At 34.7% G+C, this 25486-nt stretch carries 25 protein-coding genes and 1 riboswitch; of the genes, 14 read left to right on the top strand and 11 right to left on the bottom strand.

Features of this window, described 5'->3' with window-relative positions; genetic code table 11:
- Nucleotides 1-18: 18 nt before the first annotated feature.
- Nucleotides 19-978: a D-2-hydroxyacid dehydrogenase gene (locus BST93_RS08910; protein WP_042278669.1), complete on the top strand. Its 960-nt coding sequence runs from the start codon at nt 19-21 to the stop codon at nt 976-978.
- Between the two features lie 83 nt (nt 979-1061).
- Here the strand turns inward: BST93_RS08910 and BST93_RS14180 are convergent, their stop codons facing one another.
- Both BST93_RS14180 and BST93_RS08900 read right to left on the bottom strand, forming a co-directional pair.
- Nucleotides 1062-1208 (bottom strand): hypothetical protein, encoded by a 147-nt coding sequence (locus BST93_RS14180; protein ID WP_167341906.1) that lies wholly within the window; start codon nt 1206-1208, stop codon nt 1062-1064.
- A gap of 88 nt (nt 1209-1296) precedes the next feature.
- Nucleotides 1297-1884 carry an RNA polymerase sigma factor gene (locus tag BST93_RS08900; RefSeq protein WP_042278668.1) on the bottom strand — a complete coding sequence of 196 codons (588 nt, stop codon included), beginning with the start codon at nt 1882-1884 and terminating at the stop codon, nt 1297-1299.
- A gap of 209 nt (nt 1885-2093) precedes the next feature.
- Here BST93_RS08900 and uvrA point away from each other — a divergent pair, with 209 nt between their 5' ends.
- From uvrA to BST93_RS08885, 3 genes are all read left to right on the top strand, one after another.
- Nucleotides 2094-4898, top strand: coding sequence for an excinuclease ABC subunit UvrA (uvrA, locus tag BST93_RS08895; protein WP_105018881.1), 2805 nt, complete (start codon nt 2094-2096; stop codon nt 4896-4898).
- Between the two features lie 79 nt (nt 4899-4977).
- Entirely contained in the window at nt 4978-6060 is a 1083-nt protein-coding gene (gene corA / locus BST93_RS08890; RefSeq protein ID WP_060522592.1) for a magnesium/cobalt transporter CorA, read from the top strand.
- Between the two features lie 248 nt (nt 6061-6308).
- On the top strand, nt 6309-6884 hold the full coding sequence (locus tag BST93_RS08885) for a hypothetical protein (RefSeq protein ID WP_105018880.1): 576 nt from the start codon (nt 6309-6311) through the stop codon (nt 6882-6884).
- 63 nt (nt 6885-6947) lie between these two features.
- Here BST93_RS08885 and BST93_RS08880 read toward each other — a convergent pair whose 3' ends face one another.
- Together BST93_RS08880 and BST93_RS08875 are read right to left on the bottom strand one after the other, a co-directional pair.
- Nucleotides 6948-8009, bottom strand: coding sequence for a YncE family protein (locus BST93_RS08880; protein ID WP_105018879.1), 1062 nt, complete (start codon nt 8007-8009; stop codon nt 6948-6950).
- Nucleotides 8010-8011: 2 nt separating this feature from the next.
- Nucleotides 8012-9862 (bottom strand): TonB-dependent receptor plug domain-containing protein, encoded by a 1851-nt coding sequence (locus tag BST93_RS08875; protein WP_105018878.1) that lies wholly within the window; start codon nt 9860-9862, stop codon nt 8012-8014.
- Nucleotides 9863-9950: 88 nt separating this feature from the next.
- Nucleotides 9951-10157: riboswitch (cobalamin riboswitch) on the bottom strand.
- Nucleotides 10158-10239: 82 nt separating this feature from the next.
- Between BST93_RS08875 and BST93_RS08870 the strand changes: the two genes are divergently transcribed.
- From BST93_RS08870 to BST93_RS08860, 4 genes are read left to right on the top strand one after another with little or no spacing between them, the layout of a single operon-like run.
- On the top strand, nt 10240-11247 hold the full coding sequence (locus tag BST93_RS08870; RefSeq protein ID WP_219843744.1) for an ABC transporter substrate-binding protein: 1008 nt from the start codon (nt 10240-10242) through the stop codon (nt 11245-11247).
- Nucleotides 11244-11393, top strand: coding sequence for a hypothetical protein (locus BST93_RS14310; protein ID WP_219843743.1), 150 nt, complete (start codon nt 11244-11246; stop codon nt 11391-11393). Before BST93_RS08870 ends, BST93_RS14310 begins: the two co-directional genes overlap by 4 nt.
- Before the next feature lie 7 nt (nt 11394-11400).
- Nucleotides 11401-12414, top strand: coding sequence for an iron chelate uptake ABC transporter family permease subunit (locus BST93_RS08865; protein WP_105018877.1), 1014 nt, complete (start codon nt 11401-11403; stop codon nt 12412-12414).
- Nucleotides 12414-13169, top strand: a complete 756-nt coding sequence (locus BST93_RS08860) for an ABC transporter ATP-binding protein (protein WP_105018876.1) — start codon at nt 12414-12416, stop codon at nt 13167-13169. Before BST93_RS08865 ends, BST93_RS08860 begins: the two co-directional genes overlap by 1 nt.
- A 37-nt stretch (nt 13170-13206) precedes the next feature.
- On the opposite strand, the gene BST93_RS08855 is transcribed toward BST93_RS08860, so the two are convergent.
- From BST93_RS08855 to msrB (BST93_RS08840), 3 genes are all read right to left on the bottom strand, one after another.
- A complete protein-coding gene (locus BST93_RS08855; protein WP_105018875.1) occupies nt 13207-13434 on the bottom strand; it encodes a hypothetical protein in 228 nt (75 codons plus the stop codon).
- A 372-nt stretch (nt 13435-13806) separates the two neighbouring features.
- Nucleotides 13807-14190, bottom strand: coding sequence for a peptide-methionine (R)-S-oxide reductase MsrB (msrB, locus tag BST93_RS08845; protein WP_042278659.1), 384 nt, complete (start codon nt 14188-14190; stop codon nt 13807-13809).
- Nucleotides 14191-14196: 6 nt separating this feature from the next.
- Nucleotides 14197-14730 (bottom strand): peptide-methionine (R)-S-oxide reductase MsrB, encoded by a 534-nt coding sequence (msrB, locus tag BST93_RS08840; protein WP_085774602.1) that lies wholly within the window; start codon nt 14728-14730, stop codon nt 14197-14199.
- 152 nt (nt 14731-14882) lie between these two features.
- On the opposite strand from msrB (BST93_RS08840), the gene purE reads away from it, so the two are divergent.
- The 5 genes from purE to BST93_RS08815 all read left to right on the top strand — a co-directional run bounded on the left by purE (nt 14883) and on the right by BST93_RS08815 (nt 18551).
- Nucleotides 14883-15374: a 5-(carboxyamino)imidazole ribonucleotide mutase gene (gene purE, locus BST93_RS08835; RefSeq protein ID WP_105018874.1), complete on the top strand. Its 492-nt coding sequence runs from the start codon at nt 14883-14885 to the stop codon at nt 15372-15374.
- Nucleotides 15367-15606, top strand: coding sequence for a hypothetical protein (locus tag BST93_RS08830; protein WP_105018873.1), 240 nt, complete (start codon nt 15367-15369; stop codon nt 15604-15606). Before purE ends, BST93_RS08830 begins: the two co-directional genes overlap by 8 nt.
- A 66-nt stretch (nt 15607-15672) precedes the next feature.
- Entirely contained in the window at nt 15673-17721 is a 2049-nt protein-coding gene (locus BST93_RS08825; RefSeq protein ID WP_105018872.1) for a M3 family metallopeptidase, read from the top strand.
- 8 nt (nt 17722-17729) lie between these two features.
- Entirely contained in the window at nt 17730-18293 is a 564-nt protein-coding gene (locus BST93_RS08820) for a sigma-70 family RNA polymerase sigma factor (protein ID WP_042278655.1), read from the top strand.
- 6 nt (nt 18294-18299) lie between these two features.
- The gene (locus tag BST93_RS08815; RefSeq protein ID WP_042278654.1) at nt 18300-18551 is read left to right on the top strand and encodes a hypothetical protein; all 252 of its coding nucleotides are present in this window, start codon (nt 18300-18302) and stop codon (nt 18549-18551) included.
- Here BST93_RS08815 and BST93_RS08810 read toward each other — a convergent pair.
- Complete coding sequence (locus tag BST93_RS08810) at nt 18548-19381, bottom strand: hypothetical protein (RefSeq protein ID WP_105018871.1); 834 nt, start codon at nt 19379-19381, stop codon at nt 18548-18550. The genes BST93_RS08815 and BST93_RS08810 overlap by 4 nt on opposite strands.
- A 174-nt stretch (nt 19382-19555) precedes the next feature.
- On the opposite strand from BST93_RS08810, the gene gcvP reads away from it, so the two are divergent.
- A complete protein-coding gene (gene gcvP / locus BST93_RS08805; RefSeq protein ID WP_105018870.1) occupies nt 19556-22393 on the top strand; it encodes an aminomethyl-transferring glycine dehydrogenase in 2838 nt (945 codons plus the stop codon).
- Nucleotides 22394-22467: 74 nt separating this feature from the next.
- Here gcvP and BST93_RS08800 read toward each other — a convergent pair whose 3' ends face one another.
- From BST93_RS08800 to BST93_RS08790, 3 genes are all read right to left on the bottom strand, one after another.
- On the bottom strand, nt 22468-23556 hold the full coding sequence (locus BST93_RS08800; protein ID WP_105018869.1) for a transporter family protein: 1089 nt from the start codon (nt 23554-23556) through the stop codon (nt 22468-22470).
- A complete protein-coding gene (locus BST93_RS08795; RefSeq protein WP_105018868.1) occupies nt 23534-24574 on the bottom strand; it encodes a cytochrome-c peroxidase in 1041 nt (346 codons plus the stop codon). Before BST93_RS08795 ends, BST93_RS08800 begins: the two co-directional genes overlap by 23 nt.
- Before the next feature lie 82 nt (nt 24575-24656).
- On the bottom strand, nt 24657-25457 hold the full coding sequence (locus tag BST93_RS08790; RefSeq protein ID WP_105018867.1) for an MbnP family protein: 801 nt from the start codon (nt 25455-25457) through the stop codon (nt 24657-24659).
- Nucleotides 25458-25486: the final 29 nt, after the last annotated feature.

Genomic DNA, 25486 nt, shown 5'->3' with positions numbered 1-25486 from the left:
TGAACAAATAAATTAAGAATGAGCAAAAAAGTATTAGCTAACGACGGTATCTCTCAAAGCGGAATCAACGAATTAGAAAAAGCTGGCTATGAGGTGATCACAACAAATGTAGCTCAAGACCAATTAGTTAACTACATCAATAATAATGATGTAAGTGTTATATTGGTGCGTAGTGCGACTAAAGTACGTAAAGATATTATCGATAATTGTCCAAGCCTTAAAATTATAGGCCGTGGTGGCGTAGGAATGGATAATATAGATGTGGAGTATGCGCGTGATAAAGGACTTAAGGTGATTAATACACCAGCTGCAAGTAGCGCTAGTGTTGCCGAACTTGTTTTTGCACACTTATACGGTGGTGTACGTTTTCTATATGATGCAAATCGTAACATGCCATTAGAAGGTGATGAAAATTTCAAAGGGCTTAAAAAACAATATGCCAAAGGTGTAGAATTACGTGGAAAAACGATTGGAATAATCGGTTTAGGTCGCATAGGTCAAGAAGTTGCAAAAATTGCAGCAGGAATAGGGATGAATGTTGTAGGATATGATCATAATGCTACAACAAATCCAAAAGTAAGTTGGGACCTTTTTGATGGGCAATCTGTTACCGTAGAAATTCCGTTGTTAGAGAAAGAAGACGTTATTAAGAATGCAGACTTTATAACTCTTCACGTGCCAGCTCAATCGGAATATGTTTTAGGAACTAAAGAATTTCAAATGATGAAAAAAGGAGCGGCTGTGGTAAATGCTGCTCGTGGTGGCGTTTTAGATGAAGTAGCTCTTGTAGAAGCTTTAGAAAACGAGCACTTGTCTTTTGCGGCATTAGATGTTTTTGAAAAAGAACCTAAACCAGAAGTGCAATTACTCATGAATAGTAAACTGTCATTAAGTCCTCATATTGGTGCTGCTACTAATGAAGCTCAAGACCGAATAGGAGTTGAACTTGCTGATCAAATTAAAGCAATATTAGGATAATAATATATCTAATAACAAATAAAAACCCCATTCATAGTAGCTTTATGAATGGGGTTTTCTTCTAGAAATCAAAAATTTAAAGTTTAATTCTTTGATGCTTCAAATGTCATTTTGTTATACTTAGTAATGTGTAACGATTTTGAAAAATTGAGTAAAAACTTAATCGTTTCTTTGCTCGGTCCAGTAGGTTTCACTTGTTCTGGTAATGATTCATTGTAAAGTTTTGCCATGAGCGTTAATTTGTTTATTCTCTTTTTTAACGCCCATAGTTTCACAATATTATAATCAGTACCGTATTTTTTTCATTTTAACGTAACCTTAATTATCTGTTAGTATAATATTGTGCTGTTCAATTATTTTTCTCAAGTTGATAAGAGCATACCTCATTCTACCGAGAGCCGTATTAATGCTTACCTCAGTTTGTTCGGCGATTTCTTTGAAAGACATTTCCTTGTAGATACGCATTTTAAGAACTTGTTTTTGATCTTCTGGTAATTCTTCGACTAATCGCTTTACATCGGCATGTACTTGAGAGAGTATCATCTCAGTTTCTGTAGAATCAGCGCCATTACTGATTACATCAAATATGTCAAAATCATTTCTAGATTGAAATTTTGGCATACGCTTGTTTTTACGGAAATGGTCTATCACTAAATTGTGCGCTATACGCATTACCCATGGTAAAAACTTACCTTCTTCGTTATACTTTCCCTTTTTTAAAGTACGTATTACTTTAATGAAAGTATCTTGAAAAACATCTTCAGTAATGTCTTTATCCATTACTTTAGAAAAAATAAAACTGTAGATTTTTTGTTTATGTCGGTTTATTAGAACCTCTAGCGCGTATTCCTTACCTTCTATATACTGTCTAACCAAAACAGCATCCTGAACATTTTCCATTCTCATAGTACAACTACTTTAAAGTGAGTTATTTTATTATAACTCGTATCGTTAATGTGATTTAAAGTAAAATTGTATCTATAGGCAGTTGTTCAATTGTATTCGGCTAATATATAAACTTTTATAAAACAAATGCAAAAATTTGGACCAACTTTTAACAAATTAATAGATGCATCACAATTTATATTAGTTTAAGTAGGGTGTATTTTTGTAGTATGTCAAAGACTGAATTTTTTGAAGAAATAGATACTCTTAATCCAAAGGAGAATATTTTAATTAAAGGAGCACAACTTCACAACTTAAAAAATATTAATGTAGTCATACCACGTAATAAGCTGGTAGTCATTACCGGTTTATCAGGTAGTGGTAAATCTTCTCTTGCATTTGACACATTATATGCAGAAGGACAACGTAGGTATGTTGAAAGTTTATCCTCATACGCAAGACAATTTTTAGGACGTCTAAACAAGCCTAAAGTCGAATATATCAAGGGTATTGCTCCGGCAGTAGCTATTGAACAAAAAGTAAATTCAACAAATCCTAGAAGTACGGTAGGGACAACCACAGAAATCTACGATTATTTAAAATTACTATATGCTCGTGTAGGACGCACCTACTCTCCTATTTCTGGGAATGAGGTAAAAAAAGATACTGTAAGCGATGTAATCGATTACGTAAAAAAGCAAGAAAATGGTAGTAGAATGCTTCTCACAACACCATTGATTGTCAAAGGTAAACGCTCGGTCAAAGAGCAAATAGAAGTATTACAGCAACAAGGATATACTAGATTAAAAATAAATGATACCGTTTATCGAATAGACGATGAAGATCTTACTTATAAAGAAAAGGATTCTTTGAGAATTGTTGTAGATAGAATTGTTAAAAAGGATGATGAAGATTTTTATAACAGACTAGCCGATTCTGTTTCAACCGCCTTTTTCGAAGGAAAAGGAACAGCTTATATAGAACATGTAAAACAAGATAAGGAGCACATGTTTAGTAATGCTTTTGAATTAGATGGCATGGAGTTTCTAGAACCTAATGTACATTTATTCAGTTTTAATAATCCTTATGGAGCTTGTCCTAAATGTGAAGGCTATGGTGATGTAATAGGTATTGATGAGGATCTTGTTATTCCTAATACAGCACTATCTGTTTATGAAGGAGCAGTATTCCCTTGGAAAGGGGAAAGCATGTCCTATTATAAAAATCAATTAATTAAAAATGCATCAAAATTCAATTTTCCTATTCACCGTCCTTGGTTTGAGTTAACAGAAAAGCAAAAAAATATAGTTTGGGAAGGAAATAAGTACTTTGAAGGAATTAACGACTTCTTTAACGAGCTAGAAGCCAAAGCGTACAAAATTCAAAATCGTGTGATGCTATCACGCTATCGTGGAAAAACAAAATGCTCACAATGTCATGGTACGAGATTGCGTAAAGAGGCTAACTATGTAAAAATTGATGATAAAACGATTACAGATCTTGTCACGTTACCCATAAAGGAATTAATTCCATTTTTTGATCAATTACAACTTTCAGAACATGATGCTAAAATTGCCGAAAGACTCCTTATAGAAATAAATAGTCGTTTACAATTTTTGAGTGATGTAGGTCTAGATTACCTTACCTTGAATCGTAAATCAAATTCTTTATCTGGTGGAGAAAGCCAGCGCATTAATCTCGCTACGAGTTTAGGTAGTAGTTTAGTTGGTAGCATGTACATTCTAGATGAGCCCAGTATAGGATTGCACCCTAAAGACACCACTAGATTAATTAAAGTTCTCAAAAATCTAAGAGACTTAGGAAATACAGTGATCGTAGTAGAACATGATGAGGAAATCATGCAAGCAGCCGATGAAATTATCGATATAGGTCCAGAGGCAGGAACCTACGGTGGTGAAGTGGTAGCTACTGGGACACTAAAAGAAATTTTAAATCAAAACAGTCTAACGGCACAGTACCTAAATGAATCACTAGAGATTCCTGTACCTAGCAAGCGTAGGTCCTTCAAGTACTACATAGATATAAAAGGTGCCAGACAAAACAATCTTAAAAATATTGATGTTAAGTTTCCGCTAGGAGTTCTTACCATGGTTACTGGTGTAAGCGGTAGTGGTAAATCTACATTAGTGAAACAAATATTATATCCAGCTATTCTCAAAAAATTAGGTGGTTATGGTAAAAAGGCAGGGCATTTCACAAGTATAGAAGGAAAATTTGAAAATGTAAAAACTGTAGAGTTTGTTGATCAAAACCCAATAGGTCGTAGCTCTCGCTCTAATCCTGTTACTTACATAAAGGCTTACGATGATATTAGAAACTTGTTTGCAACCCAAAAGGTTTCAAAAATTCGCAATTACAAACCCAAACATTTTTCATTTAATGTAGAAGGTGGTCGTTGTGAAACTTGTAAAGGTGAAGGAGAAGTAACCATTGAAATGCAGTTCATGGCCGATGTCACCTTACAATGTGAAACATGCAATGGTAAACGGTTTAAAAAAGAAATTCTAGAAGTAGAATTTGAAGGTAAAAACATTCACGACATTCTTAATATGACAATAAGTGATGCCGTTGCGTTTTTCAAAACTAACAAGCAAGATAAAGTTGCAAAAAAATTACAACCACTGTTAGATGTAGGTTTAGGATATGTAACCCTAGGACAAAGTAGTTCTACCCTATCTGGTGGTGAGGCACAACGTATAAAACTTGCAAGCTTCCTCGTTAAAGGAACCACTGCAGATAAAACGTTATTCATCTTTGACGAACCTACTACCGGTCTTCATTTTCATGATATCAATAAATTATTGGACAGTTTTAATGCTCTTATTGACAAAGGACATTCTGTTATCGTAATTGAACATAATATGGATTTAGTAAAATGCGCCGATTATGTTATTGATCTAGGTCCCGATGGTGGTAAACAAGGAGGTAATCTAGTAGCATTTGGTACTCCAGAAGAAGTTGCTCAGGTAAAAGAAAGTCATACCGCACCTTATATTTCTCAAAAATTGAAGTAACTCTACTTGTTAGGTTGTAATAATTGCGCTTTCGCGAAAGCATAATAAATAGTAACTTTAATAGTACAATAAAATAGCTATGCCTAAAAAAATCATTAATAAACTAAGAATTAAAAGAAAGGCAGCGCCTAAAACTTCACAAACAGTATTCACACCACCTGGAACTATATCTTACGTAGGAGTTCATCGTGAAGGTGAAGTAATAACTGAAACTATAGCCTACGGTCCAGAGCATTATGAAAAGCATGATAAAATTGTGTATAGTTTACCCAATGATTATGTAAAATGGTACAATCTGGACGGAATTCACGATATAGAAAAACTTAAAAAAATAGGGAAACGATTTGATATTCACCCTTTATTACTAGAAGATGTAGCTAATACTACACAACGCCCTAAAACTGAGTTCTATCCCAATTACGTATTTCAATGTATTAAAATGATCTCTTACGATGAAAAAGATCATGATATTGAACAAGAACAAGTTAGTATAATCTTAAATGAACATGAAGTTGTAACCTTTCAAGAACAAACTGGTGATGTTTTTGGGAGTGTGCGCAGTAGGATAGAAAATAATCATGGAAGAATAAGAACATCAGACAGTGACTATTTATTCTATGCACTTATAGACAGCGTCCTGGACCATTATTTTATTGCTATAGAAAAAATAGGAGATTATCTAGACGTTCTAGAGGATGAAATATTCAATGACCCAGAAAAAGAATCTCTAAATAAAGTACAAAATAACAAACGTGTACTTATTAATTTACGACGTTCGGTTTATCCATTAAGAGAATCAATAAGCAGGCTTTTAAAAGAAGAATCTAGGTTTTTACAACCACAGACAAAAGCTTATTTTCAAGATGCCTACGATCATTGCATACAAATTATTGAGACTATAGAATCCTACAGAGAAATAAATACAGGATTAAAAGATATGTATTTATCTAGCGTAAGTCATAAGATGAATCAAATCATGCAGGTATTGACTATAATAAGTAGCATATTTATTCCAATGACTTTTCTAGCAGGAATTTACGGGATGAATTTTGAGCATATTCCCGAGCTTACATGGGAACACGGATACATGTATTTTTGGATAATCTGTGCGGTAATGTTTGTAGGATTAATAGTATTTTTTAAATTCAAAAAATGGTTATAAATTTGACTAGATAAAATTTTAACATTTATCATTTTGTTTGAAGCAGATACTCGCTGTATTTTTGCACGCCTTTTTAGATGAAAGGTTGTGTTTGGCACAGCAGTTGCATATAAATAGGCGAAGGTTATTAAGAGTAATTTTCATAAAGTTTTTTGGTTGGTTAGTGAAAGTCCTGAGCAGTATTCTTCTGCTCGGGATTTTCTAATTTTAGACCTTTCTATAATTAAGTCCTTATATTTATTAAAATCATGAAGAAATATATTCCAATTTTACTACTTGTTTTTACTCTAATATCTTGTAAAAATGAAACCAATAATGGAGAAACTGACGTTTTGACCACCTCAAAAGCTGAAAAAAATGTTAAAACGAACTCAGATTTATTACTATTTCCCGAAGATTATACAGGTATTTATAAAGGAAAATTGAATATTACCACAAGTAACGGGTTAAATTCAATTCCTATGGAATTACATCTTCTTGCTACTCAAGATTCATTGAAATATGATTATAAAATATTTTATGGAGAAGAAAGATCAGAAAGACCTTACTCCTTATTAAAAACGAATAATCCTAATTTATTTGAGCTTGATGAAAATAATGGAATAATATTACCAACAGCTTATAGTGAAAACACCTTATTCAGTACCTATGAAGTGGCTGGTAATTTATTGACATCAACATTAATTTTTAATGAAGAGTACATTGAGTTTCTTATAAGCTTTAGTCCATTAGAGAGTAAAGAGCTGGCAGGCGAAGCCGAAGGTTTTGAGGTAAATGCCTACCCTATCACAGTCATGCAGAAGGCTAGACTTTTCAAGGAATAATTTTAATTAAAAAAGGCTTTTCTTAATCGAAAAGCCTTTTTTAATACTGAAACTATTTTGACATTAATCATTAAAGAAAAATCCATTGGGTGCAACACCGGTTGAAATGGTTGTCATTAGGTTACCATTTAAATCATATTCAAATGCCTGACCATTGGAAACAAAGTCTCCTGCATCAGCAATGTAAATAATACCATCTTTCACGGTAAATCCATACATGGCACCAAATGGAGAACTTGAATTGTACTCTAAAACTGGTGTAGTTGATATTTGAGGATTATTTGTGGTGTAACCGTAAACCGCTGTGCCGTTTGTAAAATAGGTTGTTGCTCCATCGATAGAAATGTGCTTAGGCGTTGTTAAAGATGCTGGTAAACTTACTGTATTCACGATAGCATTAGTACCTATATTTATTTCAATTACACTGCCTGTTGCACCACCATTATTGGCAAGAACGTATAGAGAATTAGCATTTAAAACTGCAGTATCTGGCGAGTTACCAGCTCCTAGGTCAATAGAACCTATAATTGACTCAGAATCAGGATTGATAACTGTTATTGCATTACCACTTCCAAATGATCCATTCAAAACATAAACATTGTTATTTGCAGCATAAATTCTATTGACAACGTCTCCAACTACTATAGTTGAGGTGCTATAATCATTAAGGTCAATAACTGTAACAAAATCATCAGCAGTTGACATAAAATCGCCTGAATTTGTAACAAAAGCTTTATTACCTACTACCACACCATATCTAGGATTTTCAAAATCCGTGTCTACAGTATTTATTAAGGATAAAGAGAATCTGTCTAAAACTGTAACACTACTAGACTGACCTGAAATAACGAACGCTCTATCATCGCTAAAAAACATATCTTGATTGAATCCACCAAAAGGTAGTTCAGTAGGGTTTGCAGTTTCAAATGCATTTGTATCTACGGTACCATTATCATCTACATAAGTAAAAGGGCTTAATGGTCCACCACCTTCATGTAGTATAAAATAACCACCATCATATTCTCCTCTAGGTGCTGTACCGTTTACATCATCGTCTTCACTACAAGATGTGAATAAAATAGCAATAGCCATTAAGTAAAGAGGAAATTTTAAAATTCTGTTCATGTTTAGAAATTTAGATTTAAATAAAAGTTATAATTAATTCCAGGCATAAACCTGTTATTAACCGATTGATAATTAACATTAAAATGATTGAGAACTCGTAAACCTATAGTCCAGTTCTTCTTAGGTAAAAACTCCATACCAAGATTTGAAATCAAATAAGAATCCAGTACAGCTTCAGGATTATTATCTGACTGAAAGAATACTTCACCTACGTAGATGGTTTGAACATAGGTGTTTATTTCATGTAGTTTATTGGCACTTGGTTTGAAATTTATGTGAATTGAATTAGTGGCTTTATGATAGGGCACATAAATTAATTGTTTGTCAGTAAGTCGGTTGGTTGAGTTAGTGTATGCGTAATTACCGTTTAATTTAAAATTAATGTTATTCCATCTTGTTATGTAGTTAGCCTGAAATTCTAGCCCATAGGAAACTACCTGATCTGTATTAATAGGTCTCCATATAGCGCTAGAGTTAGGCACCCATCTAATCATATCACTAATATCATAGTAGAATACGGTAATTTTAAAATTACTGTTCTCAAAATCAAAAGAATGCCCCATTTCTAATTGATAAGATTGTTCAGGATTTAATTCACTATTCCCAGCTCCTATCCAATACAAATCATTAAACGTAGGTATTCTATAATTGCGTGAACCATTTATATTTATTGTATAAAAATCAAATAACCTATAACTTATTCCTACATTGAATAATAAAGGGCTATCATAATCCTTTGTAGTTTCTAAACGACTACCTATTTCATAATACCATTTATTGAGCCTTTGATTTAAAAGAAAACTAAATGAACCTATAGTTCTATCTCTATTTTCAAGATTGCTACCAGCTCCTGAGGTATGATTTAAGTCAGCTACAAATCGTGCTTGCGTATTAGTATTAATTTTTAGGTTGAACTGATAATTTCCTATCCATGATTGAGAATTACCCGAGCTGTAGGAATCTCGATCAACATTTCCATAAAACCTGTAGCGTTCAGTTAAATAAGCTGCTCTTAAGACTGAGGTAACAGCCTTCTTTTTAAATTCCCATTCAAGAAGGTTTCTTGTGTTGTAATCTTCATACTTAGATGGAATTTCACTAGGATTGATTAATGAAAAGTTCCTAGAACCATCAAAGTAATAATTGTAATACTTAAAGGTGTGATAGTTATTGAGCTTATAACCCAATTGAGAATTTACGGAAAAGTTGTCGAACTGCCCATTCAAATTAGTTCGTTCCTGACCTCTAAAATCATAAGTGTAATCATTGTCTGAACTTTGACGTGAAATAGCTATACCAGCATAAAGCTTGGAATTAGCATAAGAAGTTTTATAACCAAAATCCTGTGTATTAAAACTTCCTATATTACCAAAAAGCTCGTTTGAAAACTGATTTTTAAATTCAATTTTATCATTTAAGTGAATGGTTCCTCCTATTGCTCCGCTTCCATAAATTACGCTTCCGCCACCATACCTAACCGTAATTTCTTCAAAGTTTCTTGTATTTAAAGTATTAAAATCAGTTTGACCATTAAGCTGTGAGTTAATATTTATTCCGTTCCATATTACTGCTGTTTGCTGCGCTGTTGTTCCTCTAAAAGAAGGAGACGAAACGCCGCCACGACTATTTTCTTTGAAGAAAATGGTTGAATTAAACCTTAATAAATCAGTTAATAGAGCAGACTGTCTCTTGCTTATACTATCTGTAAGAGTGGTTGTTGTTTGGGTTTTGGAAAAAGGCACTAGTAGCCTGTCTGCATTTAATACAATCGTATCAAGTTCCGCAGGCTGTTGTTGACCGTAGATCGTCCAGGTAAAACAAATGAATAGTAGTATTCTCAGTGCTTTGTGCATTACTTTTAGTTTTCAGGTAAAAGCACAGAGATCACAAATGCCCGAAAGCATTTGATGAGATACCTGCCACCTTTATCCCGAAGGTTAACATTATTTGGTATTAGAGGCAGGTCTCCTGACTTCAACATGTTTCTGCCTTCCCAGATAAACCAGTGGCTATAATCGAAACATCTCGTACGAGTAATGTTGTTTACAGTTGCGGGAACAGTTCTAGAATTACACTAGATTCCCTTTTAATTCATTAGTATATGGTAATTACGTTTTCGCGACCGAAGCTTGCCATAAAGGCAAATGCGAGGAAAGCATAATAATCATTAATTAATGAAACCTTCAATACACGGCAAAAGTAATCTAATAAAGTTATTTTTACGCTCACAATGATGAAACAGTTTTTATACATAGGGTTTATAGCGATTTTACTAGGTAGTTGTAAGCAAAATAGAGATCAAACATTGGTTGAAACTCCAGAAACCAAAAGTGTTATATCGTTTGATTATGCAACCGGACTTACTGTTCAAAATACAGAAACAGGAATTTACGTTACTGTAAAAAAACCTTGGCCAGATGCAACAAAGGATTACACATACAAACTTGTTCCTGCTTCTAGCCAGAAAAGAGAATTAATTCCTGAACTTGATGCTGGCACTATCATACAAGTACCTGTAAAACGTATAATTGCAACATCGACTACTCACTTACCACCCTTAGACTTGTTAGGTGTGGAAAAAAGTTTAGTTGGATTTCCAGAAACTGATTACATAAGTAATAGTACAATAAGAAATTTAATAGAATCAGGAAATATACAAGATGTTGGAATCAACGAAAGACTAGATGTGGAAAGTGTCATACTCACACAACCAGATGTGGTCATAGGGTATGGTGTTGAAGGAGAAAATCCAACATACAACAACATTCAAAAAGCTGGTATTCCAGTATTATTTAGTGGTGCTTGGGTTGAGAAGCATCCATTAGGAAGAGCCGAGTGGATTAAGCTTTACGGACTGCTATTTGGTAAACAAAAACAAGCTGACTCCATATTTAATAAAATTAAGAATGATTATTTACAAGCAAAAGAGTTGGTAGTTGACCTGCCAAAACCTACTGTAATTGCAGGTGCAACCTGGAAAGATGTGTGGTATTTACCCTATGGTGATTCGTGGCAAGGATTAATTCTAGCTGATGCCGGCTGTAATTACATTTATGAAAACACATCTGGCAAAGGATCACTAGCCTATAATATTGAACAAGTACTTAAAGATGCTCAAAAGGCAGATTATTGGATCGCTCCTGGAAGTTATACGACTTATTCAAACATGCTTGCAGATAATCAAGCCTATGGACAGTTTAAAGCTTTTCAGCAAAAAAACTATATACCTTTGCATTGAAGAGAGGATCTACAGGCGGATTTATTTATTATGAAGAAGCTAGTATGCGACCAGATTTGGTTCTTAAAGACATTATTTATCTTACGCACGACCGTGACTTGCTTAAAGACTATCAGCCTTATTTTTTTAGTACACTTTTACCATAGGTTCTAAATGAAAGTTAACACGCTTATCATATCATTATTAATAGGAATAATATTTCTATTTGTACTTGATATTTGTTTGGGTACTGTTTTCATCAAACCCCATCAAGTATGGGACTCCTTTTTTAGTGAAAAGGCACTTCAAGACCAACCTACCATTACCTACATAGTTACTAACATACGAGCACCACGAGCTGTTATGGCAATTATTGCCGGTGCATTCCTTGCAATATCAGGTATATTAATGCAAACTTTATTCAGGAATCCATTAGCAGGACCTTTTGTTTTAGGTATCTCAAGTGGTGCAGGATTAGGTGTTGCTTTTACGGTACTAGGCGCTAGTTGGCTGGGTTTTCAAGCAGCAAGTCAAAGTAGTTTAGTTTTATCAAGTATCTTAGGTAGCGTGGTTGTTTTAATATTGATACTTCTTATTTCATTTAGATTAAGAGACACCATGGGCTTACTCATAATTGGGCTTATGGTAGGTAGCTTAAGTAGCGCTATAGTTGGAATCCTAAGTTATTTCAGCGCCAGTACAGAATTACAGAGGTATGTTTTTTGGTCTCTAGGTAGTTTGAGTAACGTATCATGGTTTTCAATACTTATACTAGCAAGTATACTACTTATAGCTATAGTGGTAATCACATACCTCATTAAACCACTTAATGCACTATTACTAGGTGAACAATATGCCCTAAGTTTAGGAATTAATATCAAATTGACTAAGTGGATCATTATCATACTCACAAGTGTTTTAGCTGGATCCATTACAGCCTATGCCGGACCCATCGCCTTCATAGGGCTTGCTGTTCCGCATCTTACTAGGATGATGTTACCCAGTGTTAATCATAAATCCTTATTTCCTACAGCTGTTTTATTAGGAGCTGCCCTACTTCTATTTTGTGATATAATAGCTCAATTGCCTTTTAGTAGTAAATCCTTACCCATAAATGCCGTCACATCACTTATCGGTGCTCCTGTTGTAATTTGGTTAATTGTAAGAAAACGTAAACTTCACTTTTAATGTTAGTAGCAGAGGATTTACATATAGGATACGGTTCTTGTGAAGTTGCTCGCACGGTTGGTGATTTCGCTTTCGCGAAAGCGAATCTAACAGCAATCATAGGTGGTAACGGGATGGGGAAATCAACGTTTTTACGAGCTCTGGCGTATGGTAACCATAAGATTTCAGGGAACGTAATTCTAGACAATAAATTAAGACAAAATTACAGCGATGTTGAATGGTCTAGAAAAGTAGCTGTTGTACTTACACAAAGAGAATTTAGTCACCATCTTACAGTAAAAGAACTTCTGGAGCTTAGTAGAATACCCTACAGTAATTTTATGGCCAAAATAAGTGAAGCAGATAATGAAATTATACAAAAAATAAGTACTGATTTTCAAATTTCAACTTTATTGGATCGTAGATTACACAGTTTAAGTGACGGGCAATTACAGCGAGTTCTAATTGCTAGAGCACTAGTGCAGGATACTGATTTTATTCTGATGGATGAGCCTACTAGTCATCTAGATCTTAACTTTAAAATTGATCTGTTGCACCAACTTAAAGAAGTTTGTCTTAGTAATAAAAAAGGTATAATTTTTTGTACTCATGAATTAGAAATGGCACTTCATCTAGCAAATGAATTGGTAACTATTCATAAGGGTTCCATTGACAAACATACAAGACAAGAATTGCTATCGAGTAATTTATTAAATAAGATGTTTCCTTCAAGCAAACTCAATTTTGATGAAAATGGAGTTTCCTATAAGTGGTGATAAGAGCATTCTGAATTTTTAATTCGATTTATGAGCCTTAAATTTTTGATTTAAGTTTATGCTTAGCTAAAATGTATAAGGACATCACAAGCGCACATTGTAATAAATCAATAATTAAGAAATCCAGTGACCAAGAATGGTGAAGGTTAGCCTGACCATCTAAAAATTCATGATAATAGGTAAAAGGCAAACCTATATCTATTTCAAACGAACTTTCATTACTCCATGGTGTTGAAATATTATCAATAATGGAAATAAAAGACAAACTACAGAAAAGTGTTATTGATAAAAAAAGCGAAATGGAAAATTTATAGAAAAGCTTTATCACTAATTCATCCAGTTAAAATACTTTACTATATAGACAACAAGTAATGCGCCTCCTATACCAAAAGATATTGCTCCCTGCCAATAATATAACTTTGAGGTGGTTTGCTTGAAATAAGTTTCTCCATACATTTTTATGAAATGCTTGTGAGTTGTAAGCCAAAACAAATACATACAAACAACAAATACAAAAATAGCCAGCAGCAGTAAGGATGTCATAAAAGTGAATTGAGTCCAAGTAAATATACTTAAAACTCGGTAGCTGTCATAAAATGCCGATACTTATTATGAGCAACACTTGCAATTTAACAGGTTATTGATTTGATTTAAAATCAATTGAAATACTGTTTACACAATGTCTAATACCACTAGCGGTAGGACCATCATTAAATACATGACCCAAATGCCCACCGCAATTAGAACAAAGGATTTCCGTACGTATCATCCCATGTGATTTATCTAATTTACGTTCAATTGCACCAGGAATTTCTCCATCAAAAGAAGGCCAACCACAACCAGAATCAAATTTTGTCTCTGACTTAAATAATGGATTGTTGCAAGCTGCGCATACATACATTCCTTTTTCAAAATGTGTATTATATTCACCACTAAAGGGCCTTTCAGTACCTTTTTCTCGTAGAATATAATACTGCTCTGGTGTAAGCTCTTCCTTCCATTCTGCTTCGGTCTTTTTCATAAATAATTATTTACGTAGTTCTGGTAAAGATTCACCTTCAGGAATAAAATTCAATGCTACACCATTAATACAATGTCTTTTTCCAGTTGTTCTTCTAGGGCCGTCATTAAACTCATGACCTAGATGACTGCCGCAAGTTGCACATTTTAACTCGGTTCTTGCATACCCAATTTTATAATCGGTATCCCTTTCAACCTGACCATCAATAGCCCTATCATAACTAGGCCATCCTGTACCGGAATCAAATTTGTGCTCATTATTATAAACAGGTGCGTAACATGCTGCGCAAATTAAGGTTCCTGGTTTATATTGTTTATTCAAAGGACTGGTAAAAGGTCTTTCGGTACCAGCCTCGCGTAACACGTTGTACTCTTGTGGTGATAGGATTTGTTTCCATTCTTCATTAGTCTTAGAAACTTTATAGGTTGTTTCTTGCTCGGTTGTGGAAGCAGTAGTATCATTCATTGCGACTTTTGCTTCTTCATTTTTACAGGACAAAAAACCTAGTACGGTAACTAAAATAACTATTCTCTTAATCATTACTATTTATTTATGATTCAAAATTATACCAATAACATGCCAGAATATGTTGCAAGACTGTTAAGTATTATGTCGAAAGTATCACGATATCATTGCAAAAATGTCTAGCAGTTGTCTCTCTCTTTTTATAGGGTGTTTTGTACCTTTATAGCATGAATAAAAAAGTAGCTATTATCATGGGATCTACAAGTGATTTACCTGTGATGCAAGACGCCATAGATGTTCTTAAAGAACTTAATATTGAAATTGAAGTAGATGTTGTGAGTGCACACCGCACGCCTGAAAAAATGTTTGAATTTGGAACCACTGCACACGAGAATGGCATAGCAGTAATAATTGCTGGCGCTGGTGGTGCTGCTCATTTACCGGGCATGGTAGCCAGTCTGTCTCCTTTACCAGTTATTGGTGTTCCTGTCAAGTCAAGTAATTCTATTGATGGATGGGATAGTGTTTTATCTATTTTACAAATGCCAGGTGGTGTTCCTGTAGCTACAGTAGCATTGAATGGCGCAAAAAATGCTGGAATTCTTGCGGCTCAAATAATAGGTGCTACACAAGACGATGTAAGGGACCGAATAATAACCTATAAAGAAGGGCTTAAAGAAAAAGTTCATCGTGCTGCTAGTGAGATGAAATATGACTAAAACTTATAAAGTAATTTCCATTTTAATCACCTCTCTAACCCTTATTTGGTTAGTCTATGCTGGATTTCAACCCAAATGGATTAAATGGCAATTAATGACCGCTGGTGGAATTCATTTCATCATGTCATTTATAATAAATCGACAGTATCACAACTGGGAATACAACTATTTGGGGATCGTTCATGGAACTCTAATGGTAGTTTTAATGGGTTGGGGATATTTTTTTGTTTAACTATATTAATCAAAAGTTTAACAATATTATAGTCCATTTTGGACTATTGATAAGTAATTTTACAATATGAAAACAAGTGATAATCCGTTATTACAAAAATTTAATACACCATTCAATACAGCTCCTTTTTCAATTATCACAGAGGATTTGTATGAGGACGCTTTCGCGAAAGCGATAAAAATAGCACAAGAAGAAATTACTCTTATTACGAGTAATAAAGATGAGCCTTCATTTGAAAATACGATTGAAGCCCTGGATAAGGCAGGCGAAAAATTAGGCAGAATATCAAGCATTTTCTTTAATCTTAATAGTGCCGAAACCAACGATGAAATTCAAAGAATCGCTCGTGAGGTAAGTCCACAGTTAAGTAAATTTAGCAATGATGTCACCTTAAATATAGACCTATTTGAACGTGTAAAGCATGTGTATAATAAACGTGATCAGCTTAATTTAAATCCAGAACAACTTACTCTTCTTGATAAAAAGTATAAACGATTTTCACGTAATGGCGCCTTGCTTGATGATAAACAGAAAGAACGATTACGAGAAATTGATACACAGCTAGCACAGTTAAGTCTACAATTTGGTGAAAATGTGCTGGCAGCAACAAATGCATTTGAAATGCATATAACAGATGAATCAAAATTATCTGGCCTACCAGAAAGCGCTCTAGAAGCTGCCAAAGAAACAGCTAACAGTCGTGATAATGAAGGTTATATTTTTACACTAGACTACCCTAGTTATATTCCATTAATGACCTATGCAAACGATAGGGATTTACGCAAAGAAATGTCACTTGCTTTTGGGTCTAGAGCTTACAAAGATGATCATGATAATCAAGAAAATGTACTGCAAATTGCGCAATTAAGGTTTGAAAGAGCACAATTATTAGGATATGATAGTCATGCTCATTTTATTCTAGAGGAACGTATGGCTGGATCGCCGGAGCAGGTTAACGACTTTTTGAATGAATTACTTGAAAAAGCACAACCTGCCGCTCAAAGTGAGTTTGATGAATTACAGAGGTTTGCCCAAAATCATAAGGATTTCCCGATTGATCAATTGCAAAAATGGGATAGCGCTTACTACAGTGAAAAGTTAAAGCAACAACGATTTGAACTTGATGATGAGTTGCTTAAACCCTATTTTAAATTAGAAAATGTAATAAACGGTGCTTTTGAAATTGCCAACAAATTGTTCGGACTGACTTTCAAGAAAAATACAGAAATTGACAGCTATCATAAAGATGTAATGATTTATGAAGTTTATAATGAAGACAAATCATTGAACTCCATATTCTATGCAGACTTTTTTCCAAGAAAAGGTAAGCGTAATGGAGCGTGGATGACTAGTTTTAAAAGTCAATGGAAAGAAAATGGACATGATAGCAGACCACATGTTTCAATTGTGTGCAATTTCACAAAACCTACTAGTACAAAACCATCTTTACTTACTTTTAATGAGGTAACAACCTTATTTCATGAGTTTGGTCATGCCCTACACGGTATGCTTGCAAACACTACATACCGTAGCCTTTCAGGAACATCGGTGCATTGGGATTTTGTAGAATTACCTAGTCAAGTTCTTGAAAACTGGTGTTATGAAAAAGAAGCACTTGAACTATTTGCAAGGCACTATGAAACTAACGAGGTAATACCACAAGAGTATATTGAAAAAATCAAAGCTGCAGCTACCTTTTTAGAAGGTATGCAAACCATGCGACAACTCAGTTTTGGATTATTAGATATGAGCTGGCACGGTATTGATCCATCACATATACAAGATGTTAAGGATCATGAGCGCACCATTTTTGAGAAAACAGATTTATATCCAAATGTACCTAGCAGTTGCATGAGCACAGCATTCAGCCACATTTTTCAAGGAGGATATAGTGCTGGATATTACAGTTACAAATGGGCTGAGGTCTTGGATGCCGATGCTTTTGAATTTTTCAAACAAAAGGGAATTTTCAATAGAGAGGTTGCAGATCTTTTTAAAGACAATGTGCTTTCCATGGGAGGAACAGAAGACCCTATGGAATTATATGTTCGCTTTCGCGGAAGCAAACCAAAAACAGACGCTCTTTTAAAACGAGCAGGACTTATAAAAACATAAAAAACTAAATGCCAGAAGTAGAATTAGATCCAAAAAAGTGGGTAGATCGTTATAGCGACTATTTATTTAATTACACCATAACAAGAGTTAATGATGCTGTTATGGCACAAGATCTAGTTGCCGAAACTTTTCTGGCTGGTCTTAAAAGTGCGCACAGATTCAAGGGTAAATCCACTGAGCGCACTTGGCTTGTATCAATTCTTAAACGTAAAATCATTGATTATTATCGCAAAATCAATTCTAATAAAGGGAAAGCCGAGGTTAGAATGAGTTATTTAGATAACAATGATGAAACAGGAGATTGGCTAGAAGAACGAGTAAAAGATTTACGCAATCCCACCGTAGAGGATGATATAGAACAAAAAGAATTAGGTGAAGCGTTACAAGAATGTATTGCAGCTTTGCCTGAAAGATATGCCATTATCTTTGTGCAAAAAACCATCGATCGCATGGATACAGAAACCATTTGTAAGGAGCATGATATCACGGCGTCCAATCTATGGGTGATAATTCATAGAGCCAGAGTCCAATTAATGGAATGTTTGAATAAAAAATGGTACAAGATCGATTAAACTATCATGGGTAGAGTATTTATAAATTGTAACGATGCCGAAGTGTTGAGTACACGAGAGCAATACAATGATCTCAATAGTAAAGAACGTTTTAAACTTAAAATGCATCACTCCCATTGCTGGAGATGTAGATCCTTTAATAAAAAAAACTGCAAGTTTACTAGAACGTTAAACGGTTTGAACTGGATTAAATTAACCGCAGCCGAAAAGGCTAAAATTCGTTCTCGCATTAAGGATGCGATTGAAAGGAAACTTTAACAGCAAACTTTTAAAAGTAGCCAAATAATCGGTAATCCCTCAACGGCAAAGCTCACAAAATAGGAGCTTTTTATTTTGTCTGATAAATAAATAAAAAGCAATAATAAAACCGTAATAATTACTGTTACAGGCGTATTTGAACCAATAATGGGTTGATACATCAATTGCAAGACAAAAAAGAAAAAGGCACTTAGATACCCGATAATTTTAGTGTAACTAACTCCTATTTTTTGAGGTAATGTGATTAGATGTATTTTATCATCTTCAATATCTCTAATTTCAAAAGGTATACAGTAAGCTATCATAAAGCAAAGAAGAGTTATTCCAAGATACATATGATCTTCAAAATCCATGTAATTCAAATCACGAACAGTGTTTGTAAATCCGTGCGCGCTCCAAAAAAAACTCAACAACAATATCACCCAGCTTATTGCTACAACAGGAGTTTTTAAATAAACAAACTCTCTGATTTTCTTATTGAATAGCAAAGGAAACGCATAAACTAAGTTTAACAGTACTAGCAAAGCCACAATTAGCCAATACTCCGTTGTTTCAAAGGCTAATAAACTAAGAGCAATTAATATCAATAAGGAGCTCATGATTAATATAAAGCCTCGATATTTAAATGGTTTTCTGGCTAATATTAATGGGTAATATTTAGTCAGGTTATAACTAACGACAACTAGACAAAATTGCATAATGTAAAACGGCCAATCGACAAAAGGCTCTAGATAAGGTAATGTGATAACCATAGACAAGGTTACAAAGCAAATTGCCACATGTAAACTCGTTCTTATGTAGAACTCCAACCCTTTTTTTATTAGCATCATAAAACAAAGGTAATAGCAGTGGTTAATAACCTATTAAAAAGCGTGAATAAAAAGAGGTAATAATTAACTAACCTCTGTTAGTTTAAACTACTTAATCGACTACTTTTGCATAAAAATAAAGCGGCTACCCTTAAAAACAAGTTGCTATTTAATAACATAGACCACATAAGCACTATGAATACAGATCGTTTTGCCCTTAGACACATTGGGCCACGCAAGAAAGATCTTAACACCATGCTAGATACCATTGGTGTTTCCTCAATCGACGAGCTCATTTATCAAACCGTTCCAGATGGAATTAAATTGAAAAAAGAACTGGAATTAGATCCAGCGATGAGCGAGTACGAGTACCTAAATCATATCCAAGAAATAGGTAATAAAAACAAACAATTTAAGACCTACATCGGTTTAGGATACAACGCCGCTATTACACCTGCCGTAATTCAACGTAATATACTTGAAAATCCAGGTTGGTATACAGCTTACACACCTTACCAAGCAGAAATTGCACAAGGTCGTCTAGAGGCATTGCTCAATTACCAGACCATGATCACCGATCTTACTGGTATGGAATTGGCAAACGCCTCGTTATTAGATGAATCTACTGCTGCTGCCGAGGCGATGACCTTACTTTTTGCAGTTCGTGAACGCGCACAGAAAAAAGAAGGAGTGGTGAAATTCTTTGTTGACGAGGACACCTTGCCACAAACCAAAGAATTATTAAAAACACGTGCTATTCCTTTAGGAATTGAGCTTGTTGAAGGTAACCCTAAGGAGATGGATATGTCCAACGGTTATTATGCCGTACTACTTCAGTATCCTGGTGCAAGTGGTAAAGTGGTTGATTATACTCAATTTGCTCAAGCTTGTAAAGAAAATGACATAAAAATAGCAGTAGCTGCAGACATACTTTCACTAGTAATGTTAGAAGCTCCTGGTAATTGGGGTGCCGATGTTGTTGTAGGTACTACACAACGTTTTGGTATTCCATTAGGATATGGTGGTCCTCATGCTGCCTATTTTGCAACTAAGGAAACGTATAAACGTCAAATACCTGGTAGAATTATAGGTGTAACTCGCGACATGGATGGTAAGCGTGCCTTGCGTATGGCTTTACAAACTCGTGAGCAACACATTAAAAGAGACAAAGCAACTTCTAATATTTGTACTGCTCAGGTTCTACTAGCAGTAATGGCTGGAATGTACGGTGTTTACCACGGTCCTAAGGGATTAAAATACATTGCTAGTAAAGTACATAACACAGCTGCTACCCTAGCCGATGCTGTTGAAAAACTAGGTATTTATCAAGAAAACGAACAATATTTTGATACTTTATCTTTTAAAGCTGATGCAGCCAAGGTGCGCGAACAAGCTTTAGCATTAGAAATTAACTTCTATTATCCAGATGAAGAAACAGTCCAAGTTTCTATAAACGAGACTACTTCCATAAAAGATCTAAACGATATTGTTTCCGCTTTCGCGAAAGCGTACTCAAAAGAAGCAACGGTAATCACTAATCTATTGGATCAAAACAATGTAGGTGTAAAACGTGAAAGCGAATTCATGACCTATGACGTATTCAATAGTTATCACAGTGAGACTGAATTGATGCGTTATATTAAAAAATTAGAGCGTAAGGATCTGGCATTAAATCACTCGATGATTTCTTTAGGTTCTTGTACGATGAAATTGAACGCAGCAGCCGAAATGTTACCACTTTCAGATCCTCAATGGGGTAATATTCACCCTTTTGTTCCTGCAGATCAGGCTCAAGGATATCTAGAAATGTTGACAAAGCTTGAGGAACAATTGAATGAAGTTACTGGATTTGCAGGTACCTCATTGCAACCTAATTCTGGTGCGCAAGGAGAATTTGCAGGACTTATGGCTATTAGAGCCTATCATGAGTCTCGTGGTGATAGCCACCGTAATATTTGTTTAATTCCATCTAGTGCACATGGAACCAATCCTGCAAGTGCTGTTATGGCAGGAATGAAGGTAGTTGTTACAAAAGCACTAGAAAATGGTAACATAGATGTTGATGATTTAAGATCCAAGGCGATTGAATATAAAGACAACCTGTCTGCTCTTATGGTTACTTATCCATCGACTCACGGTGTTTATGAGAGTGCGATTAAGGAGATAACGGGAATCATTCATGAAAATGGTGGTCAAGTATATATGGATGGTGCAAACATGAATGCCCAAGTAGGTCTTACTAATCCAGGAAATATAGGCGCTGATGTTTGTCACCTTAACCTACACAAAACATTTGCCATACCTCACGGTGGTGGTGGACCTGGTGTAGGTCCTATTTGTGTTGCAAAGCAACTAGTACCTTTCTTACCTACAAATCCTGTAGTACCTACAGGTGGCGATCAAGCGATTACTCCTATTAGTGCTGCACCCTATGGAAGTGCGCTAGCCTGTGTAATTTCTTATGGTTATATATGCATGCTAGGTGCTGCTGGTTTAAAGCGATCTACTGAATATGCTATAGTTAATGCTAATTATATCAAAGAACGTTTAGACGGGAGTTTTGAATGCTTATATGTAGGTGAAAGAGGTCGTGCCGCACACGAAATGATCATTGACTGTAGACCATTTAAAGAAAATGGAATAGAAGTAACTGATATCGCCAAACGTTTGATGGATTATGGTTTCCACGCTCCTACGGTGTCATTCCCGGTAAATGGAACTATGATGATCGAACCAACAGAATCGGAAAGTAAGGAAGAGATTGATCGTTTTTGCGATGCTATGATTTCCATAAGAAAGGAAATTGAAGAGGCTACTAAGGAAGAGCCTAATAATGTTCTTAAAAATGCACCGCATACCTTACAAATGATAACCAGTGATGACTGGAACTTTCCTTACACTAGGAAAAAAGCTGCTTATCCATTGGAATGGGTAAGTGACAATAAATTCTGGCCTACAGTACGTCGCGCCGATGATGCTTATGGTGACAGAAATTTAATGTGTACATGTGCTCCTATGGAAGAGTACTTGTAAACTTTTAAAACCAATTATAAAAAAACCGAATCAATTGTAATTGATTCGGTTTTTTGTTTTGCGAAATTTCAGCTTTATTGCCACAAAACATTTAAATAAATACTTACTCGTTGTTGAGATTCAACATTTCCTGCAAACAATTCTTGAGCCACAGGTAAGGTATAACTCGCTCCCAAGTTGAATCGATCAAAATTAAACTCAGCTCCCAGAGTTCCATTGAATACATAACCGTCAGTATCCTTAATCTCTTCATCAAATTGTCTAATACTACCATATAAATCTGTAGAAATACCTAGGTATGGATTTAATGACGCTTTCGCGAAAGCGATATTATAAAAAACATTGCTCGATGCACTTAATTGATTTCCAAATCGATACTCATTTTTATTTTCAGACTTTAAATAATAGGTTCCCTGTGTTTTTATTCCCCATTTTTTGGCAGAGTAATTATGCATTACACTGATTAAAAAATCGGTACTACCGGTACCTACTTGAAAACCTGGATTTACACGATCTACAAGCTGTTCTTCAAATTTACCAGTAGGTAATTTAATTCCTAGCCCATACTGGAATTGATGACCAGATGGATCTTTGTTTTCAAAGACTACGTTATATCCTTCTGGACGTTTATAAAGCACATGTTTATACCATCCTATTATTGTGATATCTCCTACTCCATTGATATTTTCATTTCCATTAACTCGTTTTCTACTTAAATCCTGATACGGAATAACAGCATTTAATGCGATTTTCTTACTAATGGGAATATTGGCCCAAGCTTGGTAAGTGTAAAATTGCTCCTCACTGGATGGAGAATTATTAAATATGCCATCTTTTGATTCAAAGTTTTGGTAAATGAACCTAATGCCAACAAAATTTAAATTTTGTAACGTCCCAAATCCCGAACTACCACTTGAGGTTGTACAACTACAAAGGTCACAAAGCAATTTTGAAGGTGAGTCAATTTTTACAGTGCGAGTAAAAGAATTTAAATGGCACTCTTCACGGTCTGATTGAAAAGACTCTTGTAAATCATTAAGTATAAGTTTGCTGTCTTGAAAATCAATATCGTTTTGATTTAAATTTTGACTGTAATTGAGAGACCACAATAAAAAAGCAATTGAGCAAATTAGATGGGTTTTAATATTCTGAAAATTGATCATCGTTTAAAAAAGTTGGATCGGTTAATGTTTTCAAGAAAGCAATTAAACTTTCCTTTTCTTGTTCTGTAAGATCAATTCCTAAAGAATTATCTGGTCTTACTAGTGATGAATCTATGGTGCCTGTATCAACCATACCTGTGTCATAAAAGTCTAAAACCGCCTTTAAAGTTGAAAATCTACCATCGTGCATGTAGGGTGCTGTGACTTCCACATTTCTTAAGCTGGGCACTTTAAACTTATAAAGATCTTCCTGCCTTTCTAATACAAGAAATCTTCCTTTATCGTCAAGTCTACTATTGATACTTAAACCATTATTACGATAGGATTGATCAGTAAATAAAGCTCCTGCATGACAACTAGCGCACTTTTGATTAAACACTTGTTCTCCCTGAGATTCTAATGGGTTAAATACTGGTCCTTCACCTCGTTTTACTTGGTCATATATTGAATTTGACGATACCATAGTGAGCATGAACTGTGACAATGCTTGCAACATATTTGCTGTATTTATTTCACCATCTTCAAAGGATTGTTTAAAGAGATGTGGATAGTCAGAATCTGCTTTAAGTTTTTCGATTACATTTTCCAAAGTTTCATCCATCTCAATAGGATTTGTTATTGGAATAATAGGTTGAAGATCTAAGTGACTTGCTGCACCATCCCAGCCAAACTCCTTTTGAAAAGCTAAGTTTTGTAATGGTGGAGTGTTCCTAAAACCTATGTTACCATTCACACCATGACTAAGTGTATGACCGTGATGCGTAAAAGCAAACTCTTGTTCATGACAAAAAGCGCAAGCTATAGCGTTGTTAGAGGATAATCTACCATCGAAAAAAAGCTTTTTGCCTAGCGCAATCCCTTGTTCTGTCAAAGGATTGTTATTCAAATCATATTCCATGGAAGGAAAATTACTTGGAATACTGAAATCTACGGGAGTAGGTTCATATCCCAAGTCCTCTTCGCTTTGACAACTTAGTATCAATAGATAGATACATGTAATTGTAAAAAGTCTATACATAACTTAAAAAATTGAACAAATCACTGATACAGAATATTCTTTTTATAGGGAAGAATTTCAATATCAGTGATTATAAGAACTATTAATTGTTATGAACGTGGTGTACACTGAAGCTTTCAGAAAAATTTTGAGCTATAATAGGTGTCTCTACTTCGTTTGTGTGCACTTGATTGTAACCATCGGCGAAAGAAACTGTGGTAGACCCTTCAAAAATTTTCATAATATCAGCAATCACGTGAATTTCGGCAATACTATTTTCACGTACTCGTGATGTATTTGGTAAGTCTAATGTAATTTCTCTATAATTATCTAATGAGGTTCCCACACTACCCATGTGAATATTTAGAGCTTGGTCTGCTGCATTAGAATCGGTATAAGTTCCGTCTAATCTAATAAACTTATATCCAGTTGCCCAGCTCCACATCATTCCAGCGTCATCTGCTTGTTGTAAAAAATTACCTTGACCTGCCGCACCTAGCGTATAACGATCTTGGTCAACACCTATTCCAAATTTAATTTGAGTGTAATTTCCTGCATCAATATCATTAAGTGTAATGTTGAATTCACCTGCATTGTTAGCTTGAGATTCATCTACAATAAAAATATTATCTATTGCTGGAATAGTACTCTCGTTTCCATTTTCATCTAACAACACTATGTTACTAATGATGTATTTAAGAGTTTGAACTTGAAAAGTATCTCCATTTGACAATGAGTAGGTGTTATTAAATAGGAAGTCATTGCTTCCCACAGCATTGTCAAATTTAATCGTGATATCACCTTGCTGGCCTTCTAGTTGATCACCGGTAGAATCATCATCAGTAGAGCATGAGGTTAGAATTAACGTAAGAGCGATTGTTGAAAATATATGATTTAGTTTCATTTTATTTAATAGTATAATGGTGCATTGGA

The sequence above is a fragment of the Nonlabens tegetincola genome (assembly GCF_002954355.1).
Taxonomy (GTDB): Bacteria; Bacteroidota; Bacteroidia; order Flavobacteriales; family Flavobacteriaceae; genus Nonlabens; species Nonlabens tegetincola.
Note: the sequence above shows the minus strand (reverse complement) of the source record. Positions and strands in the feature narration are given on the sequence as shown.